Source organism: Pseudomonas graminis (genome assembly GCF_004364335.1).
GTDB classification, from domain to species: Bacteria; Pseudomonadota; Gammaproteobacteria; order Pseudomonadales; family Pseudomonadaceae; genus Aquipseudomonas; species Aquipseudomonas graminis_D.
Genome location: NZ_SOCR01000016.1, coordinates 121,478 through 144,999 on the forward strand (window position 1 = coordinate 121,478; position 23,522 = coordinate 144,999).

The window sequence follows — 23,522 nt, forward strand, 5'->3', positions numbered from 1 at the left end:
TTCGGTGTTTTTGCCGATGTGAATAACGCGTTTTGACATGCACGATCCTGTACAACGGGCTAGGGTGTCGGTCGAGCCCTCTTCATGCCATTACAAGGATCGACCATGACCTCACCCTTCTCCCGCTCCCTTCTCGCCAGCGCGCTGGCCCTCGGTATCGCCTTTTCCGCGGCAGCGCCTGCCTTCGCCGAGCCCAATAAACCGGTTCAGGCGGACGCCGAGCAATACAAGGACGAAGCGCTGAAGCTGCTGGAGCAACTGGTCAATATCGATACGGGCTCCGGCTACGAGCCGGGACTGACCCAAGTGCGTGACATCGTCGTCGCCCAGCTCAAGGCGCTCGGCGCAACCATCGAGCTGATCCCCAATACCGCGCCGGACAAGAGCCAGCATGTGGTCGCGACGCTCAAGGGCAGCGGCAAGGCAAAGATCCTGCTGATGGCGCACATGGACACCGTATTCAAGGAAGGCTCCGCCGCCGCCCGCCCGTTCCTCATCAAGGACGGCCGTGCTTACGGACCAGGGGTCATGGACGACAAAGGCGGCATCGTCGCCGGGCTTTACGCGCTGAAGATTCTGAAGAAGCTCGACTTCAAGGACTACGCACAGATCACCTTCCTGCTGGACGCCAGCGAGGAGACCGGCTCGGACGCCGCCACCGCGCTGATTCAGAAAGTCGCCAGGCAGCACGATGTGACCCTGAACCTGGAGCCGGGGCGTCCCGCCGACGGTCTGGTGATCTGGCGCAAAGGCAGCGCCACCGCGGTGGTCGAGGTCAAGGGTAAGGCGTCTCACGCCGGCGTCGCGCCGGAACTGGGGCGCAACGCGGCGATGGAGGTGGCGCATCAGATCCTGCAACTGGGCAAACTGGGCGACGCCGAGAAGAAGACCACGATCAACTTCACCGTGCTCAACGCGGGCGACCGCACCAACGTGATCCCCGATCAGGCCACCGCCAAGGCCGATGTGCGCGCCGCCGTGCCGGAAGAATTCGACCGCATCGAGAAGGATCTGGCGCGGGTTTCCGCTGACAAACTGATCCCGGACACCCAAGTGACCACCCGCCTGGAGCGCGGTTTGCCGCCCATGCCCCAGACGCCGGAAACCGACAAGCTGGTCGATATCGCCCAGGGCATCTACGCAGAGATCGGCCGCAAGCTGACCATCGAAGGCAGCGGCGGCGCGGCCGATGCAAGCCTCTCGGCCGGGGTCGGCGTGCCGACGCTGGACGGGTTCGGCATCGTTGGCGGGAACATTCACACCCCTGAGGAATATGCCGAAGTCGACAGCGTATCGCCGCGCATCTACCTGCTGACGCGGATGATCATGGAGCTGGCGACCCACACTCCGGGCAAGTGAGCGACGCCTGCTCCCCGGGCTTTTTCCGCGAGCCTGTTACGTGAGCCGCCGCGCCTCATACGTGCGCAGGTGCAGATACACGTAATCGAGCGCCGACAGTGATGCTTCAGCTGACCTGTCGGCGCCTGGACGCCGGGCAATCATCTCGCCGAACACGTGCTGCACTTCGATCGGCGCACCGCGCTCGATGTCCCTGAGCATCGACGCGGTCATCTTCGAGCCGGGGGCGGTCAGCATCTTTTCGAACCGTTGCCGGACCTCACTGCGCAGCGGGTGGCCGGCGTGGTCCGCCACCTGGGCGCACTCATCCAGCAGCTTCAGAATCAGTCCTTCCCCGCCACTGGCGACCACATCGCCGATGCTCGCGCGCATCGATCCGGTGATGCCGGCGCCGGTCGCGATGAAGCACCATTTCTCCCACATTTCCTGGGTAATCTGCTCACTCAGGATCGCATCGAATCCTGCACTGCCCAGTGCCTCGGCAACCTGCTGAATGCGCGGGGTCAGCGCGCCGTCCTGCTCGCCAAACGAGAGCTGGTTAGTGTCGTTCAAGTGAAGGATGGCGCCCGAGGCATCGCGATCCAGCGAGATCAGGCATTGGCCGCCGAGCACGTTGGCGGGAGAGAACCGCTCGGCGAGCCGATCCAGATGCGCCATGCCATTGAGCAGCGGCAGGATCAACGTCTCCGGGCCGACGGCTGGCGCGAAGGACTCCATGGCGCTGTCGAGGTCGTAGGCCTTGCAACTGAGGATGATCAGGTCAAAGGGCGTGTCGAGCATCGCCGCCATGACCTGCGGCGGCGAGGGGTATTCAATGTTACCCAGCGGGCTGCGGACGATCAGCCCGTCGCGCTCCAGTTCCTGCGCGCGGCCTTCGCGCACCAGAAATGTCACGTCTCGCCCGGCATCCAGCAATCGGCCACCGAAATAGCCGCCGATCGCACCCGCGCCCACCATCAAAATACGCATTGGTCAATTCCTGTTCGATGCACCCTCGAGGGTCAGGACAGGAGAATAGATGAGCGGCCGGACTCTGGCGAACGGCTTGTATGGCGGCCAACCTATTGTGTGCCGACTGAATCACGGGCAAAAAAAATCCCGGGCTGCCTAACCAAAGGAGCGCCGGGATTCGGGTGTTGCAAGGAGCATCAGGACTGCGCGTTGACCAGCGCGGGCCAGAGGAACGGCAGGCGTTCTTCGCTGCGACTGGACACCAGCCTTGGCGCAGCAGGGACGGGCTGTACGACCGGAGTCTGCAGGCGGGTCAGGACCGAATCGATCACCACGCCGCTGGCGTCGTGATGGAACTGCCAGACGCCGTAGATGCGGCCGTCAAACGACGCTTCGCTGCCCAGCCGCGGATCGACGCCCAGCCCTGCCCCCAGACCGAACAGGTGCAGGCCATGCAGGCGCTGACCGCTGGCATCGAGCGGACAACCCGAAGGGTCGGAATCAAGCCCACCCTTGACCTCCATCAGTGTGATGGCCTCGCCACCGGCATGACTCAACGCCGGCAGCACCGGCTGATAGCCCGTACACTGCACGACAATGTCGGCTTCCGCCAGCGCCTGACGGGCGAGCTCTAACTGATCGGCCGGGCCCTGATGGGTCTGCAGCAACTGCACGCGCACGCCGGTCTTGCCGATCTGGCCTTTGGACAGGGCTTCACGGCCCACATCCAGCGCCCGGTAGCGCAACCCGCCTGACCGGTTGACCCGACCCGAAACCGGGCAGACATCCCTGGCGGCATCGAATACATAACCCGCGTCCAACGCCGCCTGAGCGGTTTCGTAAAACAGGCGGATGGGCGAACGGTGTACCAGCGTGACCTCCTCCAGGCCGGCAAACTCCAGCGCGTCGGCCAGGTTTTCCAGCACCGAGAACGCGCTGTGGGAGCCGCCCACGACGCACACCCGGCCCTTGGCCGCCAGCGTCGTTGCGAAAAGGTGGCGCAGCTGCACGGCATTCATTCTCAACAGCGCATCGGCGCTCTCGATCTGCGCCGAGGGCGGCACCGCGAGGCCTTGATCGGCCAGGCTGTCGAGCAGGTGCTGCGGGTCCTGCCAGCCGCCCAGATTGAGGACGACTGCACGGCTGCGAATACGCCGACTGCGTCCATCGGACTCGACCCACACCTGGTAATCGTCGCCTTCGCGCACGACTTCGGTGATCGTCGTGCTGCTCCATAATTTCACGCCGTAGCGCTCGACAATGAAGTCGAGCACCAGCTTCGAGGCTTCCGCCAGCAGTTCAGCGACATCCGCCAATTGCGGCGCACTCTGCGCCTGCCGACGGATGCGCCAGTAAGCGGGCGAATGTTCGAGGGGTTCGAATACATCACGCAACGCCGGGTCGCGCAGACAATCCAGGAACACATCGCCCACCGAGTTGGCGGTGATCCGGTAATCGCCCAGCCGACCCGTGCCCGGCGTGGGACTTGCGTCGACAATAATTAAGCCTTCCTTGGCCAGTTCTGGCATGGCGCCACTTTTTAATGCGTTGAAAAGCAGCCCCATTCCCGCAGGTCCGGCACCTCCTACTACGCAACCGCAAACGGTTTCCAGATGATCTCCTTGCATAACTGTCACTCCACGCTGGGTCGTTACCGTATCGCCACGTGCGTTATAAACCGCTGCACTTGCGTGCGCGTTCAACCGCTGCCGCTGAAGCGATGTCTGGACTTTGAAGTTGAAAATAAATGCGCTGTTATTGAACTACTGCATTAGGCAGGCATGACGACCGCGGTGATCTGCGTCACGTGGCGGCTGTAGAAGATCGGATGATCAACAGGTGGTCAATCAATCGGCGCAGGCTCTGCGACGCCGCTTGCCGGTTGGCAGGTCGTTTTCCGAGCCCGCGTCCGGATGCCTAGTGGTTACATTGCCCTTTATCAGATGTCCCGAAGGACGCTACCGCCAACTCATCGCGAGTCGGAAGGCATTATTGCCAGGACGAGAAGTGTCGGACGCTTGCACTAAGCGCGGTGTATTCAAGTTCAAAACGTAAAGTGATAGTTGCAAAGATCAGGCGAAGTGTCAATTTTCTGAGAAAACGCAGCGCCCTGCTATCCAGACCACTAACATGTTGTTTTATATAGAATATTTAATTATGGCGCCATTATGCCGTCGCCTTTGCGGGCCTCCATGGATTTATAAAATAAGACGGTTTGGCAATTTAATTTCAGATCACGTGTCGCTCATGGATATAAGTGGCTTTTCTTTCGCACACTACCACCTCCGTTAGAATCATCCGTCCCTTGTACGTGCCCAACGATTGACATTCGGTAGTGTTTATTGACGTCAGAATTATCAAGCTTGAGTCACTTCGTGGACAGCAGAGGCGAGCGATACCGTATCCGATGAATGGAGAATTACTGCAGGCAGAGATGAGAACTATTCCGTCCTGCCAAGTCTCCATTGTTATGCCCGAACGCTTTCCCATGGACAGAGAGGTATCACAATGAATGCTGATAAATCCCGTCGATCCAGCTTTGCCGAGATTGATTATTCGCGGGATACGCTGTTTGGACCGATTCCCATGCAGGCAACCTGCAGAGTGCGACTGGCGACCATAGAGCACGACGGCCACGCGCTGCGCGAGCTGACAATTATCGGTGATGTGCCGGAATACTTGCCCAAGTCAGCGATCATTCGCGTGGCAATGGACGGCCGCATCGAAGCAGGGCCTGTGCGTGAGCACTATGCAGTTCAAGACAATGGCGAAGAGCAGTTCAAGCTGCTCTTCGAGAATGAGCACCGTCGCCGGATGCATTGAGGCAGGTGGGTCCTGCTTACTGCGTGCCGCTATGCACGTGAATCGCCTGAGCGATGCCCAGGGGTTTGCCAGATCGATCAGGCGCGACAAGGGATGACGGTCCAAGAGGTGAAGACGGCGGGCTGAACAGAAGCGCTGCTGCCGAGGCTGACGCTTCGTCAGGCGTGACCGATTCAACGCTCGTAGCCTTAATGGCCGGCGAAATGGCGCTGCCGTAGCGCAGACCTTCTACCTGAGGTTTGACTTCCAGTACCGGCTCCGGCGGCAGCAGCTGCTCCCGCTCGAGGGATGTCATGGGCGGTCGGAAGCTGGCATTTCGTGTTTCCAGATGCTCAAGCATCGTGACTATCGTCGCCGCGCCCACCACCACAATACCCAGCAGGCCGCCGACGCCAATCATGATTTTGCGACGACGGCGCGAAGGCGCCGCTCGTTCGTGCTCTTGTACCGCTTCGATCTCGGGTTGCGCGTGCGCCATGCAAATCCTCAATATCCCGCCTGGCCTCTTATGGCCGATGCGGACCAACATAAGGCCCAACGGCGATTTTTGCTAGAGCCCTGCCCCTTAGCTCGCCAACGCGTGGGGATAATGCCTGGCCTTTTCGAGCTCGGACTGGAGGTCTCGGATCAGCACGCACAGGGCGTGACTGTTATCGAGGGAATCCAGGGCAATATTGGAAACGAACAGGTCGACATGCTCGGTGGCAGGGTCGATGACTTCCACAGTCATCACATCCTCACACACGGTGCAATTGCAACGCAGGGGCAGAAACGCACTTTCTATGATGCTGCGCAGTTCAAGGTTGGAGAGCGTACAGGCAATCATCGTCAATCCTCCGCAGGCAGGACTGCGTGATGCTTTCAGCCACTCGCCTGACTATAAATAACCATTTCCACGAATTGGAAATGTTTCCCATGCCCTGTCTGCACTCGTCAAACAAGGCTATCCAAGTTATACGCCGCGCCCAAGGGTGAAGCAAACAACCGCCATTGCCCGCACTCAGATGCAGGCTGCCTGAGGAAAATCGATTCACCGGAACACAAAGGCCCCGGTAAATCGTTTAATTGGCGGGATACTCGGATTAAGTGTCTGGAACGTGCGTTGAGGTGCTCTCATCCATTCGTCGGCCACCCGTGAAGCGCCCGACGAATGAAGTGGTTGATCGATGCCGCGGGTTAATTTCGAGGCAGCTTGAGATGGATAAGCGCAACTCGAGCGCCTTTCTTGTCCAGGCGCTCTTCAATGGCGAAAGGCTTGAAACCCAGCTTAGGGTAGAAGAGCAACCCCGGGACATTATGGTTGAAGCAGGAAGCGGTCAGTTCCGCCGCTTCGTGCTTGCCGAACGCCAGTTCCATCATGCAGCCGATCATGTAGCGGCCAACACCCTTGGAGCGAAAGCGCGGGTCAATGATGACGTTGCCCATGGAGCAACGGCCTCTGAAGTCATAGCGGGAGAAGTTGGCGAAGCCCACGACCTGGCCGTCCAGTTCGATGACCGTGTTGTCCGAGCGCTGCTCGATAGACTCGGTCAACTGCTCCGGGGTGAGCGGGAAAACCGCCTTGGGGAACATATAGAAGAGTTCGTCGATGCTCTGAGGCATGTCGCAGATGAAAGGGATGTCTTTTTCTTCCAGGGGGCGATGGACAAACATGCTGGGTTACCTCTCGAAGAAACAGGAGCCGTGGGCGGACTATAGCCGTCAACCCGCGGGGCTGACGTTATAAGACACCATTCAGGCAGAAATGTGCCGGAATGTTGCGAGTCGGCGGAATTCGCCGCAGGAGAGAGCCGCAAACCTTTGACTCTCATGGAAATCCCTTCACCGGGCAGAACGCATCCGCTCTTTTAAGAGGTTCATGCATTTTGCACGACTTCAAGGAATTCATTAATTTGCAGGTTATTGATTTATATAGCGTTTTACTATATTTCGCGTCTGGCACAGGCAGTGCACCGTATTGGTGAGAAGTACAACATCATTCGCACGGAGCAGCACAATGAACGTCTCACCTGATTCTTATCCTGCCGCTGTAGAAGAATCCTCCTCGGTCTCAGGCGTGTCCTGGGGTGCCATCTTTGCTGGCGCTGCCGGCGCCGCTGCCTTGTCCCTTATCCTGGTTCTGCTGGGGTCGGGTCTCGGTTTCTCGGCGATGTCGCCTTGGGCCAACGAAGGGGCCAGCGCGAAAACCATCGGTATTTCCACGGTTGTCTGGCTTGCGCTGACGCAGATCGTGGCATCGGGCCTCGGTGGTTATCTTGCCGGCCGTCTGCGCGTCAAATGGGCCAATATGCACGGTGACGAAGTTTACTTCCGTGACACCGCGCACGGCTTCCTGTCGTGGGCTGTCGCTACGCTGGTGGCTGCCGTGTTGATCGTCGGTTCGGTCAGCGGCATCGTCGGCAGCGGCGTCAAAGCCGGCGCCACTGCGGTCGCCGGTGTTGCAGGTACTGCCGCCACTGCAGCCGGTTCTGCAGCGGGCAATACCAGCAGCGATCAGTATGGCTACTACATCGATTCGCTGTTCCGCGACGATCGTCCTGCCGCTGTCAGCGATGATGCTGCCCATGGCGTTGTGGTGCGCATCTTCACCAAGACGATGGCCAACGATGGTCAGCTGGCTCCGGAAGACCGTACCTACCTGGCACAGCTGGTCGCTCAGCGGACCAACATGAGTCAGGCCGATGCCCAGGCGCGTGTTGATCAGGTTTATGGTCAGGCCAAACAAGCTGTAGCCGATGCCAAACTCAAAGCTCAACAAGCTGCCGATGCTGCCGCGAAGGCCGCTGCAACGGCTGCGCTGTGGACATTCGTTTCGCTGCTGTGCGGTGCGTTCGTGGCAAGCCTTGCCGCCATCTGGGGTGGTCGTCGTCGTGATGCGGTGACGTATGTCGAAACCCGTGCTTATTCCAATACTTCCAGCATTCGCTGATTAAGGAGAGTCATCATGCGTTCACTACTTCTGTGGTTCCTCGGCATTCCAATCCCTATCATTATTCTGATTGCGCTCTTTGTGCATTGATTGAGTAATTGATTAAAGATCCGCGCTGTTCTCTTAAAGGCAGCGCGGATTTTTTTCGTCTGGTGAAAAGTTGGTGGCGCCTCTGCTTGGGGGCAGATTGTTCGCCATCGGTGACTTACTTTTGAAAAGCCGGGAGCGGGAACAACCAAAAGTAAGCAAAATGGCTTGCTCTCGGTTGGGCCATGCACCCACGTCGCGATGTCGTCTGGACTTTTTGCGTAGGAAGATGAAAGGCGCTGCGCAGAGCCGTCAGGCCGCTGATTTCGATGTTGCTGCCTGCTCCCGAGGCGTAATCAGATCCAGACATCGTTCTGCGCGGTGCGGTCGTTGGTGTCGCTGCCGGTGTTGATAACGCCGCTAGGCTCGATCAGCATCAGCTTCACTTCCTTCTCGGCGTAGGGTTTGTGATCGACGCCCTTGGGCACCACATACAGCTCGCCCGCGTTGAGTTCGACGAAACCGTCGCGAAAATCGATGCGCAAACAGCCTTCGATCACGATGAAGGTTTCGTCGGTGTCAGCGTGGCTGTGCCAGAGAAACTCCCCTTCCAGCCGCGCCAGCTTGAACTGGTAGTCGTTCATCTGCGCGATGACCTTTGGCTGCCACTGTTCGGTGAACAGGCTGTATTTCTGGGCGAAATTGATGGGGGTGTGCTGGGTGCTGGACATGGACACGATGGCGGCTCCGACAGGGTTTGATGTAGAGCCAATCTAAGCGCGAAGGCCGGCGGGGGTCTTGTACGTTATTGCACGGTGGCCCTTCCAGCGCGCGCTTTCTCTGTGGGACCGGCTTTAGCCGGGAAGAACCCGGTGGGTACGCCATCCGTTCTGCAGCACTGAACAGGCCGGGCCGGATGGATTCGTAGGAGCCGGCTTGCTGGCGAAACCGGTTTGATTTTCGCTGCCGCAGCGCCTGACCTAACGCCTTCGCCAGCAAGCCGGCTCCTACAGTGCAATGGCGTGCAGTCAGTGGGACCGGCTTTAGCCGGGAAGAAGCCGGTGTGTACGCCATCAAGTTTGCGGCGTGACGCCTCACGCATTCCCGGCTGAAGCCGAACCCGCTATGCGCGCGCCGCCAACATCTTCAACCACTGCCCCGGCGGATAACCGAAGGTCTTCACGAAATGCCGTGTCATGTGGCTCTGGTCGGAGAACCCCGCCATCACCGATGCATCGCTCAGCGACACGCCCAGGGATATCGAATGGCGGACGAGGTCCAGCCGGCGCAGGGTCAGATAGCGGTAAGGCGTGGTGCCGAACAGCACGCGGAAATCCCGGGACAGGCGCCAGCGATCGGTGTCGCTGGCCTGTTCCAGATCGGTCAGGCTGACGCCCTGTTCCAGACTGGCCATGAGCATTTCCCGCGCCCGTTGCGCGCCGGCGTAATTGACGGTCTGACGGCCCTTGCGCATACCGGCTGCCCCTTGCAGGGCGATGGCGAGGTCGTAGATCGCGTCGTCCAGTTCGAGAGGATCCAGCGCAGTGTTCAGGTCCGAAAGCAGCGCCTGGGTCGCCCTGAACAGGCGCGGATCACTGGACGCCCCGCCTTTGATGAACGGCAGCGGCTTGCCACCGAGCACCTGCTGGATCATTGCTGGTTCCAGGTAGAACATCCGGTAGCGAAAGCCGTCTTCAGTCCCGGCGTGGCCGTCATGGGCTTCGTCGGGGTGCAGCACCATCGTCCGTCCCGGCAGGTTGTCGACCCGCTCCTTGCCGTACTGAAAGCTCTGCACCCCCGACATCGTGTGGCCGATGGCGTAAGTGTCGTGGCGGTGCATCTCGAAACCGTGCCCGTGAAAATACGCTTCGATCCGCTCGATCTGCGGCAGTGGCGCGGCACGCAGCACCCAGTCCCGCGCGGAATGGGTCATGTGAGCGTCTTCGTCTCCATGTGAGTCCATCGGCAGCGCTCGCGGCAGTTGGCGGCAGGAGCATTGAAAGACACCGGCCGCCGTCGTGAAAAAGGCTAACCGGGTTGTTTGAGCAACGCCGCCGATGCGTTGGACGCATGCACCGCCGGTGGCTTCTCGCTGAGCAGATTCTGGATCGCCTGGCCGTACGCCTCGCGTCCAAGATTCATGCTGTTGTTGTGGTTGCCGCCCGGCACCATCAGCAGATTCTTCGGCTCCTGCGCGGCCTCGAACAGCGCTTCGCTGAACTGCGGCGCGACGAACTGATCCGCCGTGCCATGCACGATCAGCACCGGCATGTGCACGTCGGCGATCTTGTCGATGGAGTCGAATTTCTGCGAGATCAGCCAGCGCACCGGCAACGAGGTGCGTTTGCTGGCGACGGAGGACGCGACGTCGGCGAGGTTGGTGAAGGTCGATTCGATGATCAGGCCGCGCGCCTGAATCGGCCCGTCGCCTTTTTGCGCATCCCGGCCCAGTTCGGCGGCGAGGTCGACCGCCACGGCGCCACCCAGCGAATGCCCATAGATCAGGCGCTTTTGCGGGTCGGGTTGAATCTGCTTCAGGCGTTCCCAGGCGATGCGCGCGTCTTCGTAGACCGACGCTTCCGACGGCAACTGGCCCTTGCTCTGGCCGAAACCGCGGTAGTCGATGGCGAGGATGGAAAACCCGAGGGCGCGCAGTTGTTCGATGCGAAACAACTGGCCGGTGAGGTTCCAGCGCGCGCCATGCAGATAAAGGATGGCCGGGGCGTCCTTCTTGTCCGAAGGCCACCACCAGGCATGGATGTTCTGCCCCAGGCCGAACGACGGCCCCTTGAGCTCAAGCTCCTGCACGTCGGACGGCAGGCCCTGGTACCAGCTCGCCGTGCCGGGATCGATCATGAAGACCAGCTCCCGCTCTTTGTGCTGCAACGCTGCGCAACCGACCGGCAGACCGACGACGATCAGCACCATACACAGCCAGAAAAACCAGCGGGCCTTGAGCCGCGCCAGGGAGAATGTTCGCATTGAAAAAGGTGTCCGGTGCAGAGGTGAGTGCACCGGCAGTTTGCCACTCATTGGCGGGGCGGGTCCTGCTCTTTTCGGCGAAAGGCTTCTGTCGCGAGCCTCTGTCGAAAGGCCCAGACCAACCGGGAAAGATGCCGCGCCGGGGGCAGCACCGAACCCTGCCTGGGCTACAGAATCAGTAACCCGAGCCCGAAGCCGCCGCGCCACTGACGATGGCGATACCGGAGCTGGTGCCCAGTCGCGTTGCGCCAGCCTCAATCATCGCCACCGCCGTCGCATAATCACGCACGCCGCCGGACGCTTTCACGCCAACGCCCTGCCCCACGACCTTGCGCATCAGGGCGACGTCTTCCAGGGTCGCGCCGCTGCGGCTGAAGCCGGTGGAGGTCTTGACGAAGGCGACGTTGAGGTCACGGCAGATCTCGGCGGCGCGGGTTTTCTGCGCGTCGTCCAGCAGGCAGGTCTCGAAGATGACCTTTAGCGGCACCGCGCCACAGGCGCCCTCAACGGCGGCGATGTCGTCCCGCACTTCGTCGAACAATCCGTCCTTCAGCCAGCCGATGTTCAGGACCATGTCGATCTCGCCCGCGCCGGCGGCGATGGCCTGCTTCGCCTCAAACGCCTTGGTGTCGCTCAACCCGGCTCCCAGTGGAAAGCCGACCACGGCGCAGACCTTGACGGCCTGCCCTTCAAGCAACGAGGCGGCATAGGGCACCTGGCCAGAATTCACGCACACCGAATAGAATCCGTGCTCCTGAGCTTCGCGGCACAGGGTTGCGATCTGCTCGCGGCTGGCGTCGGCGGCCAGCAAGGTGTGGTCGATGTACTGGGCGAGTGCTGCGGGTTCGATCTTCATGGCCAATCGTTTCCTGATAGTGAGGCGGTAACCGGCGACACGCTTTAAGCTTCATGCCTGAGCGCATCATTTTATGTTGTAAATATAACAATGAATGTTATTTTTTTACCACATCCATTCGACAATCGGAATGCCCGTGGACAGTAAAAAATCCGACCGTATCAAGCTGATCCAGCAAGCCCTGCAAGATCAGAAGGCCATTCACCTGAAGGAAATGGCCGCCCTGCTGGACGTTTCGGAGATGACCCTGCGCCGGGACCTGACCCGGCACCCCGACAAATTCCATCTGTTGGGCGGGCACATCACCCTGGCCTTTGATCCGTCCGAGGCGAGTGATTACAAGGTCACCGAGCAAGACACCCGCCACGTCGAGGAAAAGCGCCGGATCGGCAAGCTCGCCGCCGCGTTCATTCAGCCCGGCGACACGGTGTTTTTCGACTGCGGCACGACGGTCCCATTCGTCATCGACTTTATCCCGGACGAGCTGGAATTCACCGCCGTGTGCAACTCCCTCAACGTCCTGCTCAAGCTGCAGCAGAAACCCAACTGTTCCATCGTGCTGTGCGGCGGCACCTTTCACCGCAAGAATCAGGTGTTCGAACACCACAGCGAAGCGAGCATTCTGGATGGCATCCGCCTGACCTGGGCGTTCGTGTCCGCAGCCGGGGTCAGCGACGAGCTGGGCGTGACTTGCTTCAACTTCAACGAAGTGGAGGTGAAGCAAAAGGTCCTGCGCCAGGCCCGGCACTGCATGTTGCTGGCCGATCATTCCAAATTTGATGCCGTGCGCACGGCGCATTTCGCGACGTTGCAGGACTTTCATGTGGTGGTCAGCGACAAGAAGCTGCCGAAGGCGTATCGGGATTTGATTGAGGGTTATGGGGCGCGTTGGGTGGTTTAGGCAAGACGCCGCCTTGTTTTGGCGAGCGCCGATTCCGTAGGAGCCGCCGGGGTGGCGCTCAACCTTGCTGGCGAACGCGACCTGTCTGTCAGCGAATTCGCAACTGACCCACCGCGTTCGCCACTGTCGTAACCTCCAGCAGCTCCTACAGGGACTGCGTACAGACCCTGCATTTGGGCAGCAGCTCCAACAGTGACGGCGCACCCGCTCGACATTTGGTCGACAAAGAGGCCGTCAGCGTTTCAGATCGCTTTCCAGCTTCTGCACTTCCTCAGCCCCCAGATACCCCGTCGTCACGCTGAACGACGCGCTCTCCCCCACGCCCAACAAACGCACATTGCCTTTGGCCTTTTCCGCCAGATACCCCTCGGGCTCACAGGTCGCCGGCAGCACAAACGCCGCCACCTGCTGATCTGCGTTGTGCAAAATCCACCTCGCCCCATGATCGAACTGCGCAGGCTGATAACGCGTGTAGAACGCCGGGCCTTCAGGGTGCTTGAGCAGGAAATGCGCATGGCCCTGGGCGTCCGCCTGCACGCCGTCGAAGAAGCAGACGATCTCCGGATCGTACAGCTCAGGCGTGCTCAGGGTTTCCAGTCGCGAAGGGTCTTCTGTCAGTTCGGCCATGTACGTCGACCACGCCGGGGTCGGCTTGACGTGGGCCGGCACACTGCTGCGGACCCGCGTACCCGCCATGCCCAATGGCTCGACGAAACGTCCGCCGTCGACGTAGGCGTAATTCATGTGGGCCATGTACATCAGCTCCATCGGCTTGCCGGCCAGGTTGCGCACGTCCATGCCGATGTCGAACAGCGCAGAGCCCCGGCGCAAGGTCACGCTGGGCCTGGCGCGGTAGTGGTCGCCGAAGCCCATCACGTATTCGTACTCACCGCCGATGCGCAGAAACGCGCCGCCACTGTCCTCGCCGATTTCCAGCCAGGCACTGTCCATCGGCGCGCAGGGCATTTCGCCATGCAGCGGGTGATCGTCTTCCGGCGTCGGGCAGCCGCTGCGCAAAAGGCCGCTGTGGAACATGAAACAGCCATAGGTGCCGATGACTGTCGGGCTCGGGCGCGGTTGTTCGAACATGTTGCGCATGGTCAGGTCGCAGCCATCGAACACCGCTGACCAGACCATTTGCCCCTGATAAGGCAGCACCACGACCCGGCCGCGATCATTTTCCAGCGCCAGGGCTTTCACGCCGCTGGGATAGGTCCAGGCCAGCACGCGGAAGTCAGCGGATGACAGCAAGGTCTTTTCATCGCCGCTGAACAGCTCCGGGTACAGCGCAATCGTGGTGCGCTTTTCGCTCGCTATCATGATGCCGTCACCGCACCTACCGGTGCCTGGGCCGGCAGCGGATCACGCATGCACTTGATGGCATACGCGACGATCGCCACGAAACACAGCAGCGGCACGGTGTAGGCAATCTGCATGTTTCCGCCGGTGGCGTCGGAGAGCAGGCCCTGGAAGATTGGCATCACGCCGCCGCCCACAATACTCATCACCAGCAGCGAACCGCCGACGCCAGTGTCCTCACCCAGACCGTCGATGGTCAGGCCATAAATGGTCGGCCAGCACGGACCCAGGAAAATACTCACACCCACCGCCGCATACACCGCGCTGATGTTCGGCACCAGAATCGTGTAGGCCAGCAGCACAATGGCCAGCACGCCGTAGATCGCCAGCACCTTGGCCGGGGACATTTTGCGCATCAGCAGGTTGGCGACCATCTTGCCGACGAAGTAGGCGGCGAAGGTGGTCAGCAGGAACCACGAGGCGCTGCGTTCGTTCATCCCGCCCATCTGCATGGCCAAACGAATGGTGAAACTCCACACGCCCACTTGCGCGCCCACGTACAGAAACTGCGCCAGCACGCCGAAGGTGAAGCGCGGGTTGCGCCACAGACGCGACAGGCTCTGGCCGATGCTGCTCGATTTGACGTTGGCCGTGACCTTGCCCTTGCACGCCGGAAACTTGGTGAACGCGATCAACACGAACATCAGGACCAGCACCGCGATCATCCATTTGTACGGCAGCAGCGTGGACTGAATCATCTGCAATTGCTGGACGGCGGCTTCCGAGGCGCTCATCTGCGTCAACTGCTCGCGGGTGGCGTCGGTGTCCTTGAACATCACGAAGCTGCCGACGTACACGCCGGTCATCGCGCCGAACGGGTGGAAGGTCTGGGAAATGTTCAGGCGACGGGTGCCGGTTTCACGCGGGCCCATCAGCGTCGAGTAGGTGTTGCAGGCGGTTTCGAGGAAAGCCAGGCCGGCCGCGATGACGAACAGCGCCATCAGGAACATGCCGTATTTGGCCATCGACGCTGCCGGGAAGAACAACGAGCAGCCCGCCATGTACAACACCAGACCGATGAGGATGGTGGTCTTGTAGCTGAAACGTCTGACGACCATCGCCGCCGGAATCGCCACGAAGAAGTAACCGAGGTAGAACGCCGACTGCACGAAGGAGGTCTGCACATCGCTGAGCAGGAAGGCTTTCTTGAAGTGCGCGATGAGCACGTCGTTCATGCTCGCGGCCGCCGCCCACAGTGCGAAGCAGCAGCACAGCAGGAGGAAGGCGAACCATGGCGTGCGGTTCAGGTAGAACCCGTCCGGTGATTGTTGGAGCGCGGGCTTTGTCATTGTTGTTCTCCGGGAAGTACAGGAAATACCCCGGCCCGCCGATCAGCTGATCGGCAGGGCGCGGCGGCTCAAAGGGTGTCGAGAAAGTGGCTGAACGCGGCAGCGTCCGGGTAGGAACTCTGGGTGCCGAGGCCGGTGACCGAGCAGGCGGAATAGGCCACCGCACGGGTCATGGCGTTGCGCATGTCGCCGTCTTCGCTCCAATGGCGGGCAAAACAACCGATGAACGCGTCGCCTGCGCCGGTGGTGTCGCGGGCATCGACCTTGATGCCTTCAACACGAAATTCGCCTTCTTCGCCGACATACAGCGCGCCCTTTTCACCCAGGGTGACGATGACGTGACGAATGCCGTCCTGCACCAATTGCAGGGCGGCCGCGCGGGCCGAATCCACCGAGTCGATAACCCGCCCGGTGACCAGCGCCAATTCGGTTTCGTTGGGGATGAAAAAGTCCAGCTGCGACAGGTGCTCGCGGCTCAAGCCTTTGACGGCAGGCGCAGGATTGAGCAGGACCGGAATACCGTTGGCCTTGGCGAATTCGATGGCGTAGTAGACCGTCTCCAGCTCGATTTCCAGCTGCAGCACAATCAGTTTGCAATCGCGCAACGCGGCCTGGGCAGCGTCGATGTCCGCAGGTTTCAGGTGCGCATTGGCGCCTTTGACGATGAGGATGCTGTTGTGGGAATCGCTCTGCACGAAGATCGGCGCGACGCCGCTTGAAACACCGGCGACGCGCTGGACGAACTGGGTATCGATGCCATAACGCTGGAAATTGGCCAGGGTGTTGTCGGCGAACATGTCGTCGCCGACTTTGCTCAGCATCAACACGTCAGCGCCCAGCTTGGCCGCCGCAACGGCCTGATTGGCGCCCTTGCCGCCGCAGCCCATGGCGAAATTCGGTGCTTCGAGGGTCTCGCCCTGCGCCGGCATCCGGTCGATATAGGTGATCAAATCCACCATGTTGCTGCCGATGACCGCGATCTTGTTCATGTGTGTGAGTACCTTGTTCACGCGCTGGGCCCGAAGAATGAGCCGCCGTCGCGGTTTTATTTTTGTTATTTAAATAACATTTTGTGTGACTATTCAACCTATTTCTTCGGAGCAAGACATGCGGTTTGTTGTCTTGGTCAGAAAGCACTACCCGAACGCCTGTGGTAAGCACTGAGGCAGAGGGATTGCAGCCACCGGTCGTACAGACCACGGATTCGCGCAAACGTTTGCGATGAGGGAATTTATTGCGGGGCAAAGGGCGTGAGTGGAGCGGACGTGCCAAGGAATCTGCTGAGTAGAGGTTGCGTATTTTGCTGCCGCTTCGCGACAGATCGCGGGCAAGCGCGCTCCTACACAGAGCGCGATAAGCGAGGCAAGCGATGGCGTGGCGTTAGATTCTGGCCGAAGGCCGTAGGAGCGCGCTTGCCCGCGAAAGCATCCGTGCAAGCGCTGCAATTGCATCAGGAAATGGGCAACTACATCAGGAAATACAGCAGCAGAATGTTCGCCACCAGCATCGCTAGCGCGGTGGGGATTTGCGCTTTGATCACGGCGTACTTGTCGGGCAATTCCAGCAACGCTGCGGGAATCAGGTTGTAGTTCGCCGCCATCGGCGTCATCAGCGTGCCGCAGTAGCCCGAGAACATGCCAATGGCGGCCATGACCGCCGGATTGGCGCCGTACATGCCCACCAGCACCGGCACCCCGATGCCGCCGGTCATCACCGGAAACGCCGCGAAACCGTTGCCCATGACGATGGTGAACAGCGCCATGCCCAGCACATACACCATCACCGCGACGAGGCGAAAATCCAGGTTGATGTAGGCCGTCGCCAGGTGCGCCACGGCCTTGCCGACGCCCGCGTCGTTGAACACCAGGCCGAGCATCGCCAGCATCTGCGGCAGCACCAGCGCCCAACCCAACGCTTCGGTCAGGCGCCGCGATTCGCGCATGGCCTGCACCGGCGTGTCGCGGGTAAGCCAGCAGGCCAGGGCCAGCGCCACCAGACTGCCAATGCCCAGGGACACGAACGTGCTGTTGGCCGGGTCCAGCAGAAAGACATCGCCAAACTTGATGTTCTTCAGCAGCACCGCACCGATTACCGTCACCAGAGGAATCGCCAGCGCCGGAATGAACAGCTTGTTCTTCAAGCGCCCTGCACTCTCCCGCCGAGCCCGGTCGTTGAGGTTTTCGTGCTGGCCGAAACCCACACCGCCGAACCCGGCGATCACTGCCATGACGATCACGCCGACGCCCACCCAGACGGGTGGCAGCTTCTCACCCACCAGAAACGCGATGGCGAACAATCCCCAGAACATTCCCGTGGTCCAGCGCTTGGGATTGCTCCGATCGGTCGCGGTCATGAATGCCGTGATCGCCAGAATCACGCCTGCCAGCCAGTACAAGTATTGAATGGAAATAATCATCGCGCCAGCTCCTTGTCGACCGCAGCGGCCTGCGGCAGCACCGTCAGCTCACGGTTCAGGCGCTGATCGAAACGGTGCAAGCGAATGGCGTGGATGACGAACGCGCAGATCGCTGTCGGTATTCCCCAGAAGGCGATGTGCATCGGGTCGACATCAATGCCGGAGCCGAGCAGAAAGGTGTGCATCAACGCAATCGCCCCGAACGCGACAAAGATGTCTTCGCCGAAGAACAGCCCGACATTGTCGGTCGCCGCGCACAACGCCAGCAGCTTGATGCGCAACGCCTCGGGCAACTTGCCGAAACGCGATTCAGCGGCGCCTTCGGCCATGGGCGCGAGCAACGGCCGCACCATCTGCGGGTGGCCGCCAAGGCTGGTCAGCCCAAGGGCTGCAGTGGTTTCGCGCACGAACAGGTAGGCGATCAACAGGCGTCCGGCCGTGGCGCCGGTGAACCGGGCGATCCAGTTCTGCGCATGCAAACGCAGGCCGTGGCGTTCGAGCAGACCGATCACCGCCAGCGGCAGAAGGATGATCAGCGGCAGCGTGCGGGTTTTGATGAAGCCCGTGCCGATGGTCGCCAGAATGGTTTCCAGCGGCATGCTGTCGGCAAGGCCGGTGGCCAGGGCGGCGAGCGCCACGACCAGCATCGGGTTGAAACGCAGGACAAAGCCCAGAACGATGACCAGCACGCCAAGCAGCGGCCAGAGGTTGATAGCGGTTTGCATGATGGGGTTCTCGTTGGCAGTGGCGGTACCTTGCTGGGGCACGAATGAGGAACATGTTCGAGAAACGAGCGGATGGCAGCACGTATGCCCAGGCCAGGCTCAGCCCAGGCTCGACGAGGTCACCGTGCCGCTGCCTCATGGCACCGCAGTCACGCCGGGGCGTCCAACGGGAAAAACCCGCTATGGGCCATAAGATTTTCTGTTGCCGGGGTGGCATGTAACCTGCTGTTCCAGTGCTCAGTTTGCACAGGTCGTGCCGGCCAGGATGTGTCGATCGCAGGTCATACTGAATGTCAGCCGGCGCTCAATTGCTCAAGGAAACCCCTCGGTGAATCTCAAGTTTCTGGAAACCTTCGTCTGGGTCGCACGGCTGAAAAGCTTTCGTCTGACGGCGGAAAAACTGTTCAGCACCCAGGCCTCCATCTCCAGCCGCATCGCCGCGCTGGAAGATGAAATGGGCGTGCGCCTGTTCGTCCGGGATTCCAGGGGCGTGTCGCTGACCCAAGAGGGCGTGCGCGTGCTCGAATACGCCGAGCACATTATGGACACCATGCAAAGCATGAAGGCGGCCATCAAGGACCCGAGCCAGGTGCGCGGCCGAATCCGCATCGGCGCCATGGATACGGTGATACACACCTGGCTCAGCCCCTTGGTAACACGCCTGATGAAGTGTTACCCGAACCTGGAAATCGAGCTCACCGCCGAGACCGCCAGCAACCTCTGCTCGCAGCTGGAAAAGGGTTATCAGGACATCATTTTCCAGACCGACGTGCTGCGTTTCGACAGCGTGCGCAACGCGGTACTGGCGCGCTATCCCCTGCGCTGGGTGGTGCCGACCGGCTCGGCGTTCGACCGCGCGGACGTGACCCTGGAAGAGATCGCCGAAGCGCGCATCGTCACGTTCTCGCGCAACTCTCGGCCGCACCAGGACATCCTCAACATGCTGCACACCGCCAACATCGTCACGCCGCGGATCAACTGCGTGAACTCCGTCTCGGCCATCACCCGGCTGGTCCGTGACGGCTTTGGCATCGGCGCGCTGCCAGTGACGCTGGTCCATGGCGAACTGGCCCAGGGCGCGTTGACGCTGATCGAGAACGTCCCGCTGCCGCCGCTGATGGACATCGTCGCCAGCTGGCGCACCGGCGCGGGGATGGAGTTGGTGGAGGACATCGTCGGCCTGACCCGCGAGGTCGTGAACGCTTTCGCTCAGGAGATGCCGGCGGGTTTTGTCCTGGAAGGAAGTCAGGATTAGACCTGCAGCTGTAGGAGCGTGGCTTGTCCCGCGATCTGCCGGGAACCGGCAGCAAATCCGGCTGACGCAGTGCTCCAGATGCACCGCGTTTAACAGGTTTACGACGGGTTCCCCGCCGATCGCGGGACAAGCCACGCGCCTACAGGACAGGGTCGCGGGTGCAACCTGCAGCCGCTTTCAATACCCGCCGCGCCCCTCCAGCAAGGTGTCCAGCAACCACGTCCCTGCCGGGCCCAGGCTTTTTTGCCGGGACCAGATCACGTCGACCGCCGAGCTGCGCGGCCAGCCCGGCACGGTGAGTTCCTTCAACCGGCCCTGACCGCAGGTACTGACCAGCCAGCGCGGCAGTGCCGACCAGCCGAATCCGAAGATCGCCATGTCCATCAACAACAGGTAATTGGGCGCTGACCAACTACGTCGCGCGCCACTGGGCAGGTCGTCGGTGGGCACGCTCTCGTCGACGATGGTGTTCAGGCGTAACGCCCGATGCTGCGCCAGATGACGGTAATCGACGGCCTGTTCAGCGGCCAGCGGGTGGTTGTGGGAAACGAAAATGCCGAAGTCGGCGCGCTCGACAATCGTCGCGTAACCCACTTCCGGCGGATACGAAGCCTGGGCCGACAGCAGACCCAGGGATGCCCTTCCCGTCTGGATCAGGTTGATCGCGTCGCCGTGTTCGGCAAATACGCATTCCAGTTCCAGCTCCGGAAAGCGCTGATCGAGCTCGGTCATGCGCGCCTGAAACTCAGCGAACTGGTTGGCGTCGGAGAGCACCAGCGTCAGGCGCGGCTCCATCCCTTCCACCAGACGCCCCGCGGCGCGGCGCAATGTGTCGGACGCAGCGAGCACGTCCTCAATGCGGCCTTCCAGCGCCCTGCCCGCTTCCGTCAGTGCCGGATGGCGGGTTGATCGATCAAACAGTTCGACACCGAGATCGATCTCCAGTCGCGAGATGGCCTCGCTGATGGTCGATTGACTCTTGCCCAGGCGCCGTGCGGCGGCGCTGAACGAACCCAGCGCGATGGTCTGGGCGAACGCTTCGAGTGCTTCGGGGGAATAGCTCACAGGTGGACACCTCAAAGGAGCATGTGGCGTCGCCATCGGTTTTTCCGATGGGACCGATTTTCACTCTAGCCCATCGCGCCCCGACAATGCACACCTGCCCGAGACAAAGTGATCACCGACATGCCTCTCCACACCCTCACGCCCCACAAGACCGCGAAGCCGGTCGTTGCGACCAAGTCCCTTAGAGAGCGCGCCTTCCATGCGCTGTTGTTCGAGCTCATCGGCGTGCTGATGTTTGCGCCCGGGCTGGCCTGGGTGCTCGGCCAGTCCATCGGCAAAATGGGAGCGATGACGGTGATGATTTCCACGGTCGCCATGCTCTGGAACATGGTGTTCAACGCCGGGGTCGACCGTCTGCGCGCCCGCTTGGGTTTCGCCCTGACGCTCAAGGCGCGGGCTCTGCATGCCGTCGGCTTTGAAGGGGGGCTGGTTTTTTTGGTGGTGCCGATGGTGGCGTGGTGGCTGTCGGTCACGTTGCTGGAAGCCTTCCTCCTGGACATTGGTCTGGTGCTCTTATATCTGCCGTATACGATGCTGTTTAACCTTGCCTACGACGGGGTTCGCGAGCGGATGCTCGCCCGTCCACAGCCATGCGCTGCTGATCGATAAACGCGTAATTGGTCTCCTCTAAACCTCCTTCATTGGCTATTCGACCGGCCGCAGGGCGGGCGTAACATTTCGCCACGTCCAGCGGCTTACGCCGGCCACTTTGAAGAGAGCACCCATCATGAACAACCGAATCGCCTGGGCCCAGAAATCGCCGGAAGCCTACAAAGCCATGGTCGGGCTGGAGACCGCGCTGAGCAAATCCGGGCTGGATCATTCGCTGCTGGAGCTGATCCGTCTGCGTGCCTCGCAGCTCAATGGCTGTGCCTATTGCGTCAACATGCACGCCAACGACGCACGCAAGGCCGGCGAAACCGAGGCCCGGCTGCAGACCCTCAGCGTGTGGGAAGAAACCGAGTTCTTCACCGAGAAGGAAAAAGTCGTGCTCGCCTGGGTTGAAAGCCTGACCCTGCTGCCCGTGCACCGGGCGCCGCAAGATCAGTACGAAGCGTTGCTCAAGCATTACAGCGAAGCGGAAGTGGTCAACATCACGCTCGCTGCCGCGACCATCAACGCCTGGAACCGCTTCGGCGTGGGCTTTGCGATGATGCCGAGCTGATTCCCGTCACTGGCCTCACACCCGCAAGAACCGCCCGCTGACGGCCACACCCAGCAGCATGACGGCGATGATCATGAACGCCGCGCCGAGGCTGCTGAGGTGGGCAACAAAACCGATGCCGGCCGGCCCCATCAGAATCCCGATGTAGCCCAATGTGGTGATCGCCGGGACCGCCACGTTCTCCGGCATGGTTTTCTGCCGGCCGACCGCGCTGTAAAACACCGGCACGATGTTGGAACAGCCGATCCCCACCAGCGCATACCCACACAACGCTGCCTGCCAGACCGGAATCAAGGTGGCGACGGTCATCCCGGCGGCCGCGCACAGCCCGCCAAACAGGATGATTTTGTGCACACCGAGGCGCCGGACAATTGGATCGCCGCACAGACGCCCGATCGCCATGAACAGCGCGAACACCGCATAACCGAACCCTGCGTAAGACGGTTCCACACCGCGCTGGGCGCTGAGGAACACCGCGCTCCAATCGAGCATTGCGCCTTCGGTGAGGAACACCGTGAAGCACATCAAACCGATGAACAGCACCACGCCCCGGGGAATCGCAAACGCCGGACCGCCCGGCTCGCTGCCATAGGGCAATAAGTGGGGCGCGGCCTTATACAGCGCGATTGCAATGAACAGCGCAACAAAGGCCATCGCCAGCCATGGCCAGACCCCGACGCTCAACAACGCCGAAACGCCCGCAGCCCCCAGAATCCCGCCGCAACTGAACAGGCCGTGAAACCCGGACATCATGGTCTTGCCGCTGGCCCGCTCGACGATGATCGCCTGAATGTTGGTCACGCACCCCAGCGCGCCCATGCTCGCGCCGTAGACGAACAGCGTCGCGACCATCAGCGGAACCGAGTCGAGGGTCGCCAACAATGGCAGGCAGACACAGGCGATCACGCCCGTCATCACGATCAAACGCCGACACCCGTAACGCACCGTCATTGCCCCGGCCAACGGCATGGAAACGATCGAACCAATGCCCAGACACAACAGCAACAACCCGAGGCCGGCATCGTCCAGGCCTAAACGGCTTTTCGCATAAGGCACCAGCGGCGCCCAGGCCGACATGCTGAACCCGGTGACAAAAAAAGCGATCCGCGTCGAAAACTGCTCCAGCCGTCCCGGAACCACAGGCGCTGTGGTGCTGATGGAGGTCATTGCCACTCCCTTGAAAACAGCGGCCCGTCATGGCCCGCTTCAGCACCAGCCTAACAAAGCTTGAAACAATGCCGAAGAAGGGATGTTGAAGGGAATGGCCTCACGAACGCCTCAATCGATCTTCAAGACACGGACGCGGAGCGTCAAAGGATGCATTCCCACGCGGAGCGTCACTAGTGTCCGGGGAAAGTTTGTCATAGCTGAAGGATGCCTTGGGCAGCCTTCAGCTTTTCAATGCTTTTCCTCTCTAACG

General features: G+C 61.0%; 23 protein-coding genes. 7 read left to right on the forward strand and 16 right to left on the reverse strand.

Annotated features, from left to right (window positions below; all coding sequences use genetic code 11):
• The first annotated feature begins 105 nt into the window (after positions 1-105).
• Positions 106-1,359: a M20/M25/M40 family metallo-hydrolase gene (locus tag EC919_RS24930; protein ID WP_133776964.1), complete on the forward strand. Its 1,254-nt coding sequence runs from the start codon at positions 106-108 to the stop codon at positions 1,357-1,359.
• 36 nt (positions 1,360-1,395) lie between these two features.
• On the opposite strand, the gene EC919_RS24935 is transcribed toward EC919_RS24930, so the two are convergent.
• Together EC919_RS24935 and EC919_RS24940 are read right to left on the reverse strand one after the other, a co-directional pair.
• On the reverse strand, positions 1,396-2,328 hold the full coding sequence (locus EC919_RS24935; RefSeq protein WP_133776965.1) for a ketopantoate reductase family protein: 933 nt from the start codon (positions 2,326-2,328) through the stop codon (positions 1,396-1,398).
• 179 nt (positions 2,329-2,507) lie between these two features.
• Positions 2,508-3,875, reverse strand: coding sequence for a pyridine nucleotide-disulfide oxidoreductase (locus EC919_RS24940; protein ID WP_432213847.1), 1,368 nt, complete (start codon positions 3,873-3,875; stop codon positions 2,508-2,510).
• A 943-nt stretch (positions 3,876-4,818) separates the two neighbouring features.
• Here EC919_RS24940 and EC919_RS24945 point away from each other — a divergent pair.
• On the forward strand, positions 4,819-5,133 hold the full coding sequence (locus tag EC919_RS24945) for a hypothetical protein (protein WP_133776967.1): 315 nt from the start codon (positions 4,819-4,821) through the stop codon (positions 5,131-5,133).
• A gap of 16 nt (positions 5,134-5,149) precedes the next feature.
• On the opposite strand, the gene EC919_RS24950 is transcribed toward EC919_RS24945, so the two are convergent.
• From EC919_RS24950 to EC919_RS24960, 3 genes are all read right to left on the reverse strand, one after another.
• Positions 5,150-5,611, reverse strand: coding sequence for a hypothetical protein (locus EC919_RS24950; RefSeq protein ID WP_133776968.1), 462 nt, complete (start codon positions 5,609-5,611; stop codon positions 5,150-5,152).
• Positions 5,612-5,698: 87 nt separating this feature from the next.
• Positions 5,699-5,959: a DUF1652 domain-containing protein gene (locus EC919_RS24955; RefSeq protein ID WP_133776969.1), complete on the reverse strand. Its 261-nt coding sequence runs from the start codon at positions 5,957-5,959 to the stop codon at positions 5,699-5,701.
• A 350-nt stretch (positions 5,960-6,309) separates the two neighbouring features.
• Positions 6,310-6,786 carry a GNAT family N-acetyltransferase gene (locus tag EC919_RS24960; protein ID WP_133776970.1) on the reverse strand — a complete coding sequence of 159 codons (477 nt, stop codon included), beginning with the start codon at positions 6,784-6,786 and terminating at the stop codon, positions 6,310-6,312.
• Between the two features lie 343 nt (positions 6,787-7,129).
• On the opposite strand from EC919_RS24960, the gene EC919_RS24965 reads away from it, so the two are divergent.
• A complete protein-coding gene (locus EC919_RS24965) occupies positions 7,130-8,062 on the forward strand; it encodes a hypothetical protein (protein ID WP_065989501.1) in 933 nt (310 codons plus the stop codon).
• Positions 8,063-8,445: 383 nt separating this feature from the next.
• On the opposite strand, the gene EC919_RS24970 is transcribed toward EC919_RS24965, so the two are convergent.
• From EC919_RS24970 to deoC, 4 genes are all read right to left on the reverse strand, one after another.
• Positions 8,446-8,820 (reverse strand): cupin domain-containing protein, encoded by a 375-nt coding sequence (locus EC919_RS24970; RefSeq protein ID WP_133776987.1) that lies wholly within the window; start codon positions 8,818-8,820, stop codon positions 8,446-8,448.
• Between the two features lie 392 nt (positions 8,821-9,212).
• Positions 9,213-10,052 (reverse strand): AraC family transcriptional regulator, encoded by an 840-nt coding sequence (locus EC919_RS24975; RefSeq protein WP_432213848.1) that lies wholly within the window; start codon positions 10,050-10,052, stop codon positions 9,213-9,215.
• A 65-nt stretch (positions 10,053-10,117) separates the two neighbouring features.
• Positions 10,118-11,071 (reverse strand): alpha/beta hydrolase, encoded by a 954-nt coding sequence (locus EC919_RS24980; protein WP_243842338.1) that lies wholly within the window; start codon positions 11,069-11,071, stop codon positions 10,118-10,120.
• A gap of 175 nt (positions 11,072-11,246) precedes the next feature.
• On the reverse strand, positions 11,247-11,927 hold the full coding sequence (gene deoC / locus EC919_RS24985; protein WP_133776972.1) for a deoxyribose-phosphate aldolase: 681 nt from the start codon (positions 11,925-11,927) through the stop codon (positions 11,247-11,249).
• 130 nt (positions 11,928-12,057) lie between these two features.
• Here deoC and deoR point away from each other — a divergent pair, with 130 nt between their 5' ends.
• A complete protein-coding gene (gene deoR / locus EC919_RS24990; RefSeq protein WP_166650627.1) occupies positions 12,058-12,828 on the forward strand; it encodes a DNA-binding transcriptional repressor DeoR in 771 nt (256 codons plus the stop codon).
• A 234-nt stretch (positions 12,829-13,062) separates the two neighbouring features.
• Here deoR and EC919_RS24995 read toward each other — a convergent pair whose 3' ends face one another.
• The 5 genes from EC919_RS24995 to EC919_RS25015 form a co-directional block, all read right to left on the reverse strand.
• Positions 13,063-14,148 carry an aldose 1-epimerase family protein gene (locus EC919_RS24995; protein ID WP_133776974.1) on the reverse strand — a complete coding sequence of 362 codons (1,086 nt, stop codon included), beginning with the start codon at positions 14,146-14,148 and terminating at the stop codon, positions 13,063-13,065.
• Entirely contained in the window at positions 14,145-15,476 is a 1,332-nt protein-coding gene (fucP, locus tag EC919_RS25000) for an L-fucose:H+ symporter permease (RefSeq protein WP_133776975.1), read from the reverse strand. Before fucP ends, EC919_RS24995 begins: the two co-directional genes overlap by 4 nt.
• 68 nt (positions 15,477-15,544) lie before the next feature.
• The gene (gene rbsK, locus EC919_RS25005; RefSeq protein WP_133776976.1) at positions 15,545-16,465 is read right to left on the reverse strand and encodes a ribokinase; all 921 of its coding nucleotides are present in this window, start codon (positions 16,463-16,465) and stop codon (positions 15,545-15,547) included.
• 476 nt (positions 16,466-16,941) lie between these two features.
• Positions 16,942-17,892 carry a DUF979 domain-containing protein gene (locus EC919_RS25010; protein WP_133776977.1) on the reverse strand — a complete coding sequence of 317 codons (951 nt, stop codon included), beginning with the start codon at positions 17,890-17,892 and terminating at the stop codon, positions 16,942-16,944.
• Complete coding sequence (locus EC919_RS25015) at positions 17,889-18,617, reverse strand: DUF969 domain-containing protein (RefSeq protein ID WP_133776978.1); 729 nt, start codon at positions 18,615-18,617, stop codon at positions 17,889-17,891. Before EC919_RS25015 ends, EC919_RS25010 begins: the two co-directional genes overlap by 4 nt.
• 328 nt (positions 18,618-18,945) lie before the next feature.
• Between EC919_RS25015 and EC919_RS25020 the strand changes: the two genes are divergently transcribed.
• Positions 18,946-19,872 (forward strand): LysR family transcriptional regulator, encoded by a 927-nt coding sequence (locus tag EC919_RS25020; RefSeq protein WP_133776979.1) that lies wholly within the window; start codon positions 18,946-18,948, stop codon positions 19,870-19,872.
• A gap of 177 nt (positions 19,873-20,049) precedes the next feature.
• On the opposite strand, the gene EC919_RS25025 is transcribed toward EC919_RS25020, so the two are convergent.
• Positions 20,050-20,937 carry a LysR family transcriptional regulator gene (locus tag EC919_RS25025; RefSeq protein WP_133776980.1) on the reverse strand — a complete coding sequence of 296 codons (888 nt, stop codon included), beginning with the start codon at positions 20,935-20,937 and terminating at the stop codon, positions 20,050-20,052.
• Positions 20,938-21,057: 120 nt separating this feature from the next.
• On the opposite strand from EC919_RS25025, the gene EC919_RS25030 reads away from it, so the two are divergent.
• The gene (locus tag EC919_RS25030; protein ID WP_133776989.1) at positions 21,058-21,546 is read left to right on the forward strand and encodes a multidrug/biocide efflux PACE transporter; all 489 of its coding nucleotides are present in this window, start codon (positions 21,058-21,060) and stop codon (positions 21,544-21,546) included.
• A gap of 118 nt (positions 21,547-21,664) precedes the next feature.
• Positions 21,665-22,102 carry a carboxymuconolactone decarboxylase family protein gene (locus EC919_RS25035; protein ID WP_133776981.1) on the forward strand — a complete coding sequence of 146 codons (438 nt, stop codon included), beginning with the start codon at positions 21,665-21,667 and terminating at the stop codon, positions 22,100-22,102.
• Positions 22,103-22,117: 15 nt separating this feature from the next.
• Here the strand turns inward: EC919_RS25035 and EC919_RS25040 are convergent, their stop codons facing one another.
• Positions 22,118-23,269: an MFS transporter gene (locus EC919_RS25040; protein ID WP_133776982.1), complete on the reverse strand. Its 1,152-nt coding sequence runs from the start codon at positions 23,267-23,269 to the stop codon at positions 22,118-22,120.
• Positions 23,270-23,522 lie beyond the last annotated feature (253 nt).

What these genes read in the sequence shown, in the direction of transcription:
- EC919_RS24930 (WP_133776964.1), top strand. Translation starts at nt 106, where the DNA reads ATGACCTCACCCTTCTCCCGCTCCCTTCTCGCCAGCGCGCTGGCCCTC.
- EC919_RS24935 (WP_133776965.1), bottom strand. Translation starts at nt 2,328, where the DNA reads ATGCGTATTTTGATGGTGGGCGCGGGTGCGATCGGCGGCTATTTCGGT.
- EC919_RS24940 (WP_432213847.1), bottom strand. Translation starts at nt 3,875, where the DNA reads ATGGGGCTGCTTTTCAACGCATTAAAAAGTGGCGCCATGCCAGAACTG.
- EC919_RS24945 (WP_133776967.1), top strand. Translation starts at nt 4,819, where the DNA reads ATGAATGCTGATAAATCCCGTCGATCCAGCTTTGCCGAGATTGATTAT.
- EC919_RS24950 (WP_133776968.1), bottom strand. Translation starts at nt 5,611, where the DNA reads ATGGCGCACGCGCAACCCGAGATCGAAGCGGTACAAGAGCACGAACGA.
- EC919_RS24955 (WP_133776969.1), bottom strand. Translation starts at nt 5,959, where the DNA reads ATGATTGCCTGTACGCTCTCCAACCTTGAACTGCGCAGCATCATAGAA.
- EC919_RS24960 (WP_133776970.1), bottom strand. Translation starts at nt 6,786, where the DNA reads ATGTTTGTCCATCGCCCCCTGGAAGAAAAAGACATCCCTTTCATCTGC.
- EC919_RS24965 (WP_065989501.1), top strand. Translation starts at nt 7,130, where the DNA reads ATGAACGTCTCACCTGATTCTTATCCTGCCGCTGTAGAAGAATCCTCC.
- EC919_RS24970 (WP_133776987.1), bottom strand. Translation starts at nt 8,820, where the DNA reads ATGTCCAGCACCCAGCACACCCCCATCAATTTCGCCCAGAAATACAGC.
- EC919_RS24975 (WP_432213848.1), bottom strand. Translation starts at nt 10,052, where the DNA reads ATGGACTCACATGGAGACGAAGACGCTCACATGACCCATTCCGCGCGG.
- EC919_RS24980 (WP_243842338.1), bottom strand. Translation starts at nt 11,071, where the DNA reads ATGCGAACATTCTCCCTGGCGCGGCTCAAGGCCCGCTGGTTTTTCTGG.
- deoC (WP_133776972.1), bottom strand. Translation starts at nt 11,927, where the DNA reads ATGAAGATCGAACCCGCAGCACTCGCCCAGTACATCGACCACACCTTG.
- deoR (WP_166650627.1), top strand. Translation starts at nt 12,058, where the DNA reads ATGCCCGTGGACAGTAAAAAATCCGACCGTATCAAGCTGATCCAGCAA.
- EC919_RS24995 (WP_133776974.1), bottom strand. Translation starts at nt 14,148, where the DNA reads ATGATAGCGAGCGAAAAGCGCACCACGATTGCGCTGTACCCGGAGCTG.
- fucP (WP_133776975.1), bottom strand. Translation starts at nt 15,476, where the DNA reads ATGACAAAGCCCGCGCTCCAACAATCACCGGACGGGTTCTACCTGAAC.
- rbsK (WP_133776976.1), bottom strand. Translation starts at nt 16,465, where the DNA reads ATGAACAAGATCGCGGTCATCGGCAGCAACATGGTGGATTTGATCACC.
- EC919_RS25010 (WP_133776977.1), bottom strand. Translation starts at nt 17,892, where the DNA reads ATGATTATTTCCATTCAATACTTGTACTGGCTGGCAGGCGTGATTCTG.
- EC919_RS25015 (WP_133776978.1), bottom strand. Translation starts at nt 18,617, where the DNA reads ATGCAAACCGCTATCAACCTCTGGCCGCTGCTTGGCGTGCTGGTCATC.
- EC919_RS25030 (WP_133776989.1), top strand. Translation starts at nt 21,058, where the DNA reads ATGCCTCTCCACACCCTCACGCCCCACAAGACCGCGAAGCCGGTCGTT.
- EC919_RS25035 (WP_133776981.1), top strand. Translation starts at nt 21,665, where the DNA reads ATGAACAACCGAATCGCCTGGGCCCAGAAATCGCCGGAAGCCTACAAA.
- EC919_RS25040 (WP_133776982.1), bottom strand. Translation starts at nt 23,269, where the DNA reads ATGACCTCCATCAGCACCACAGCGCCTGTGGTTCCGGGACGGCTGGAG.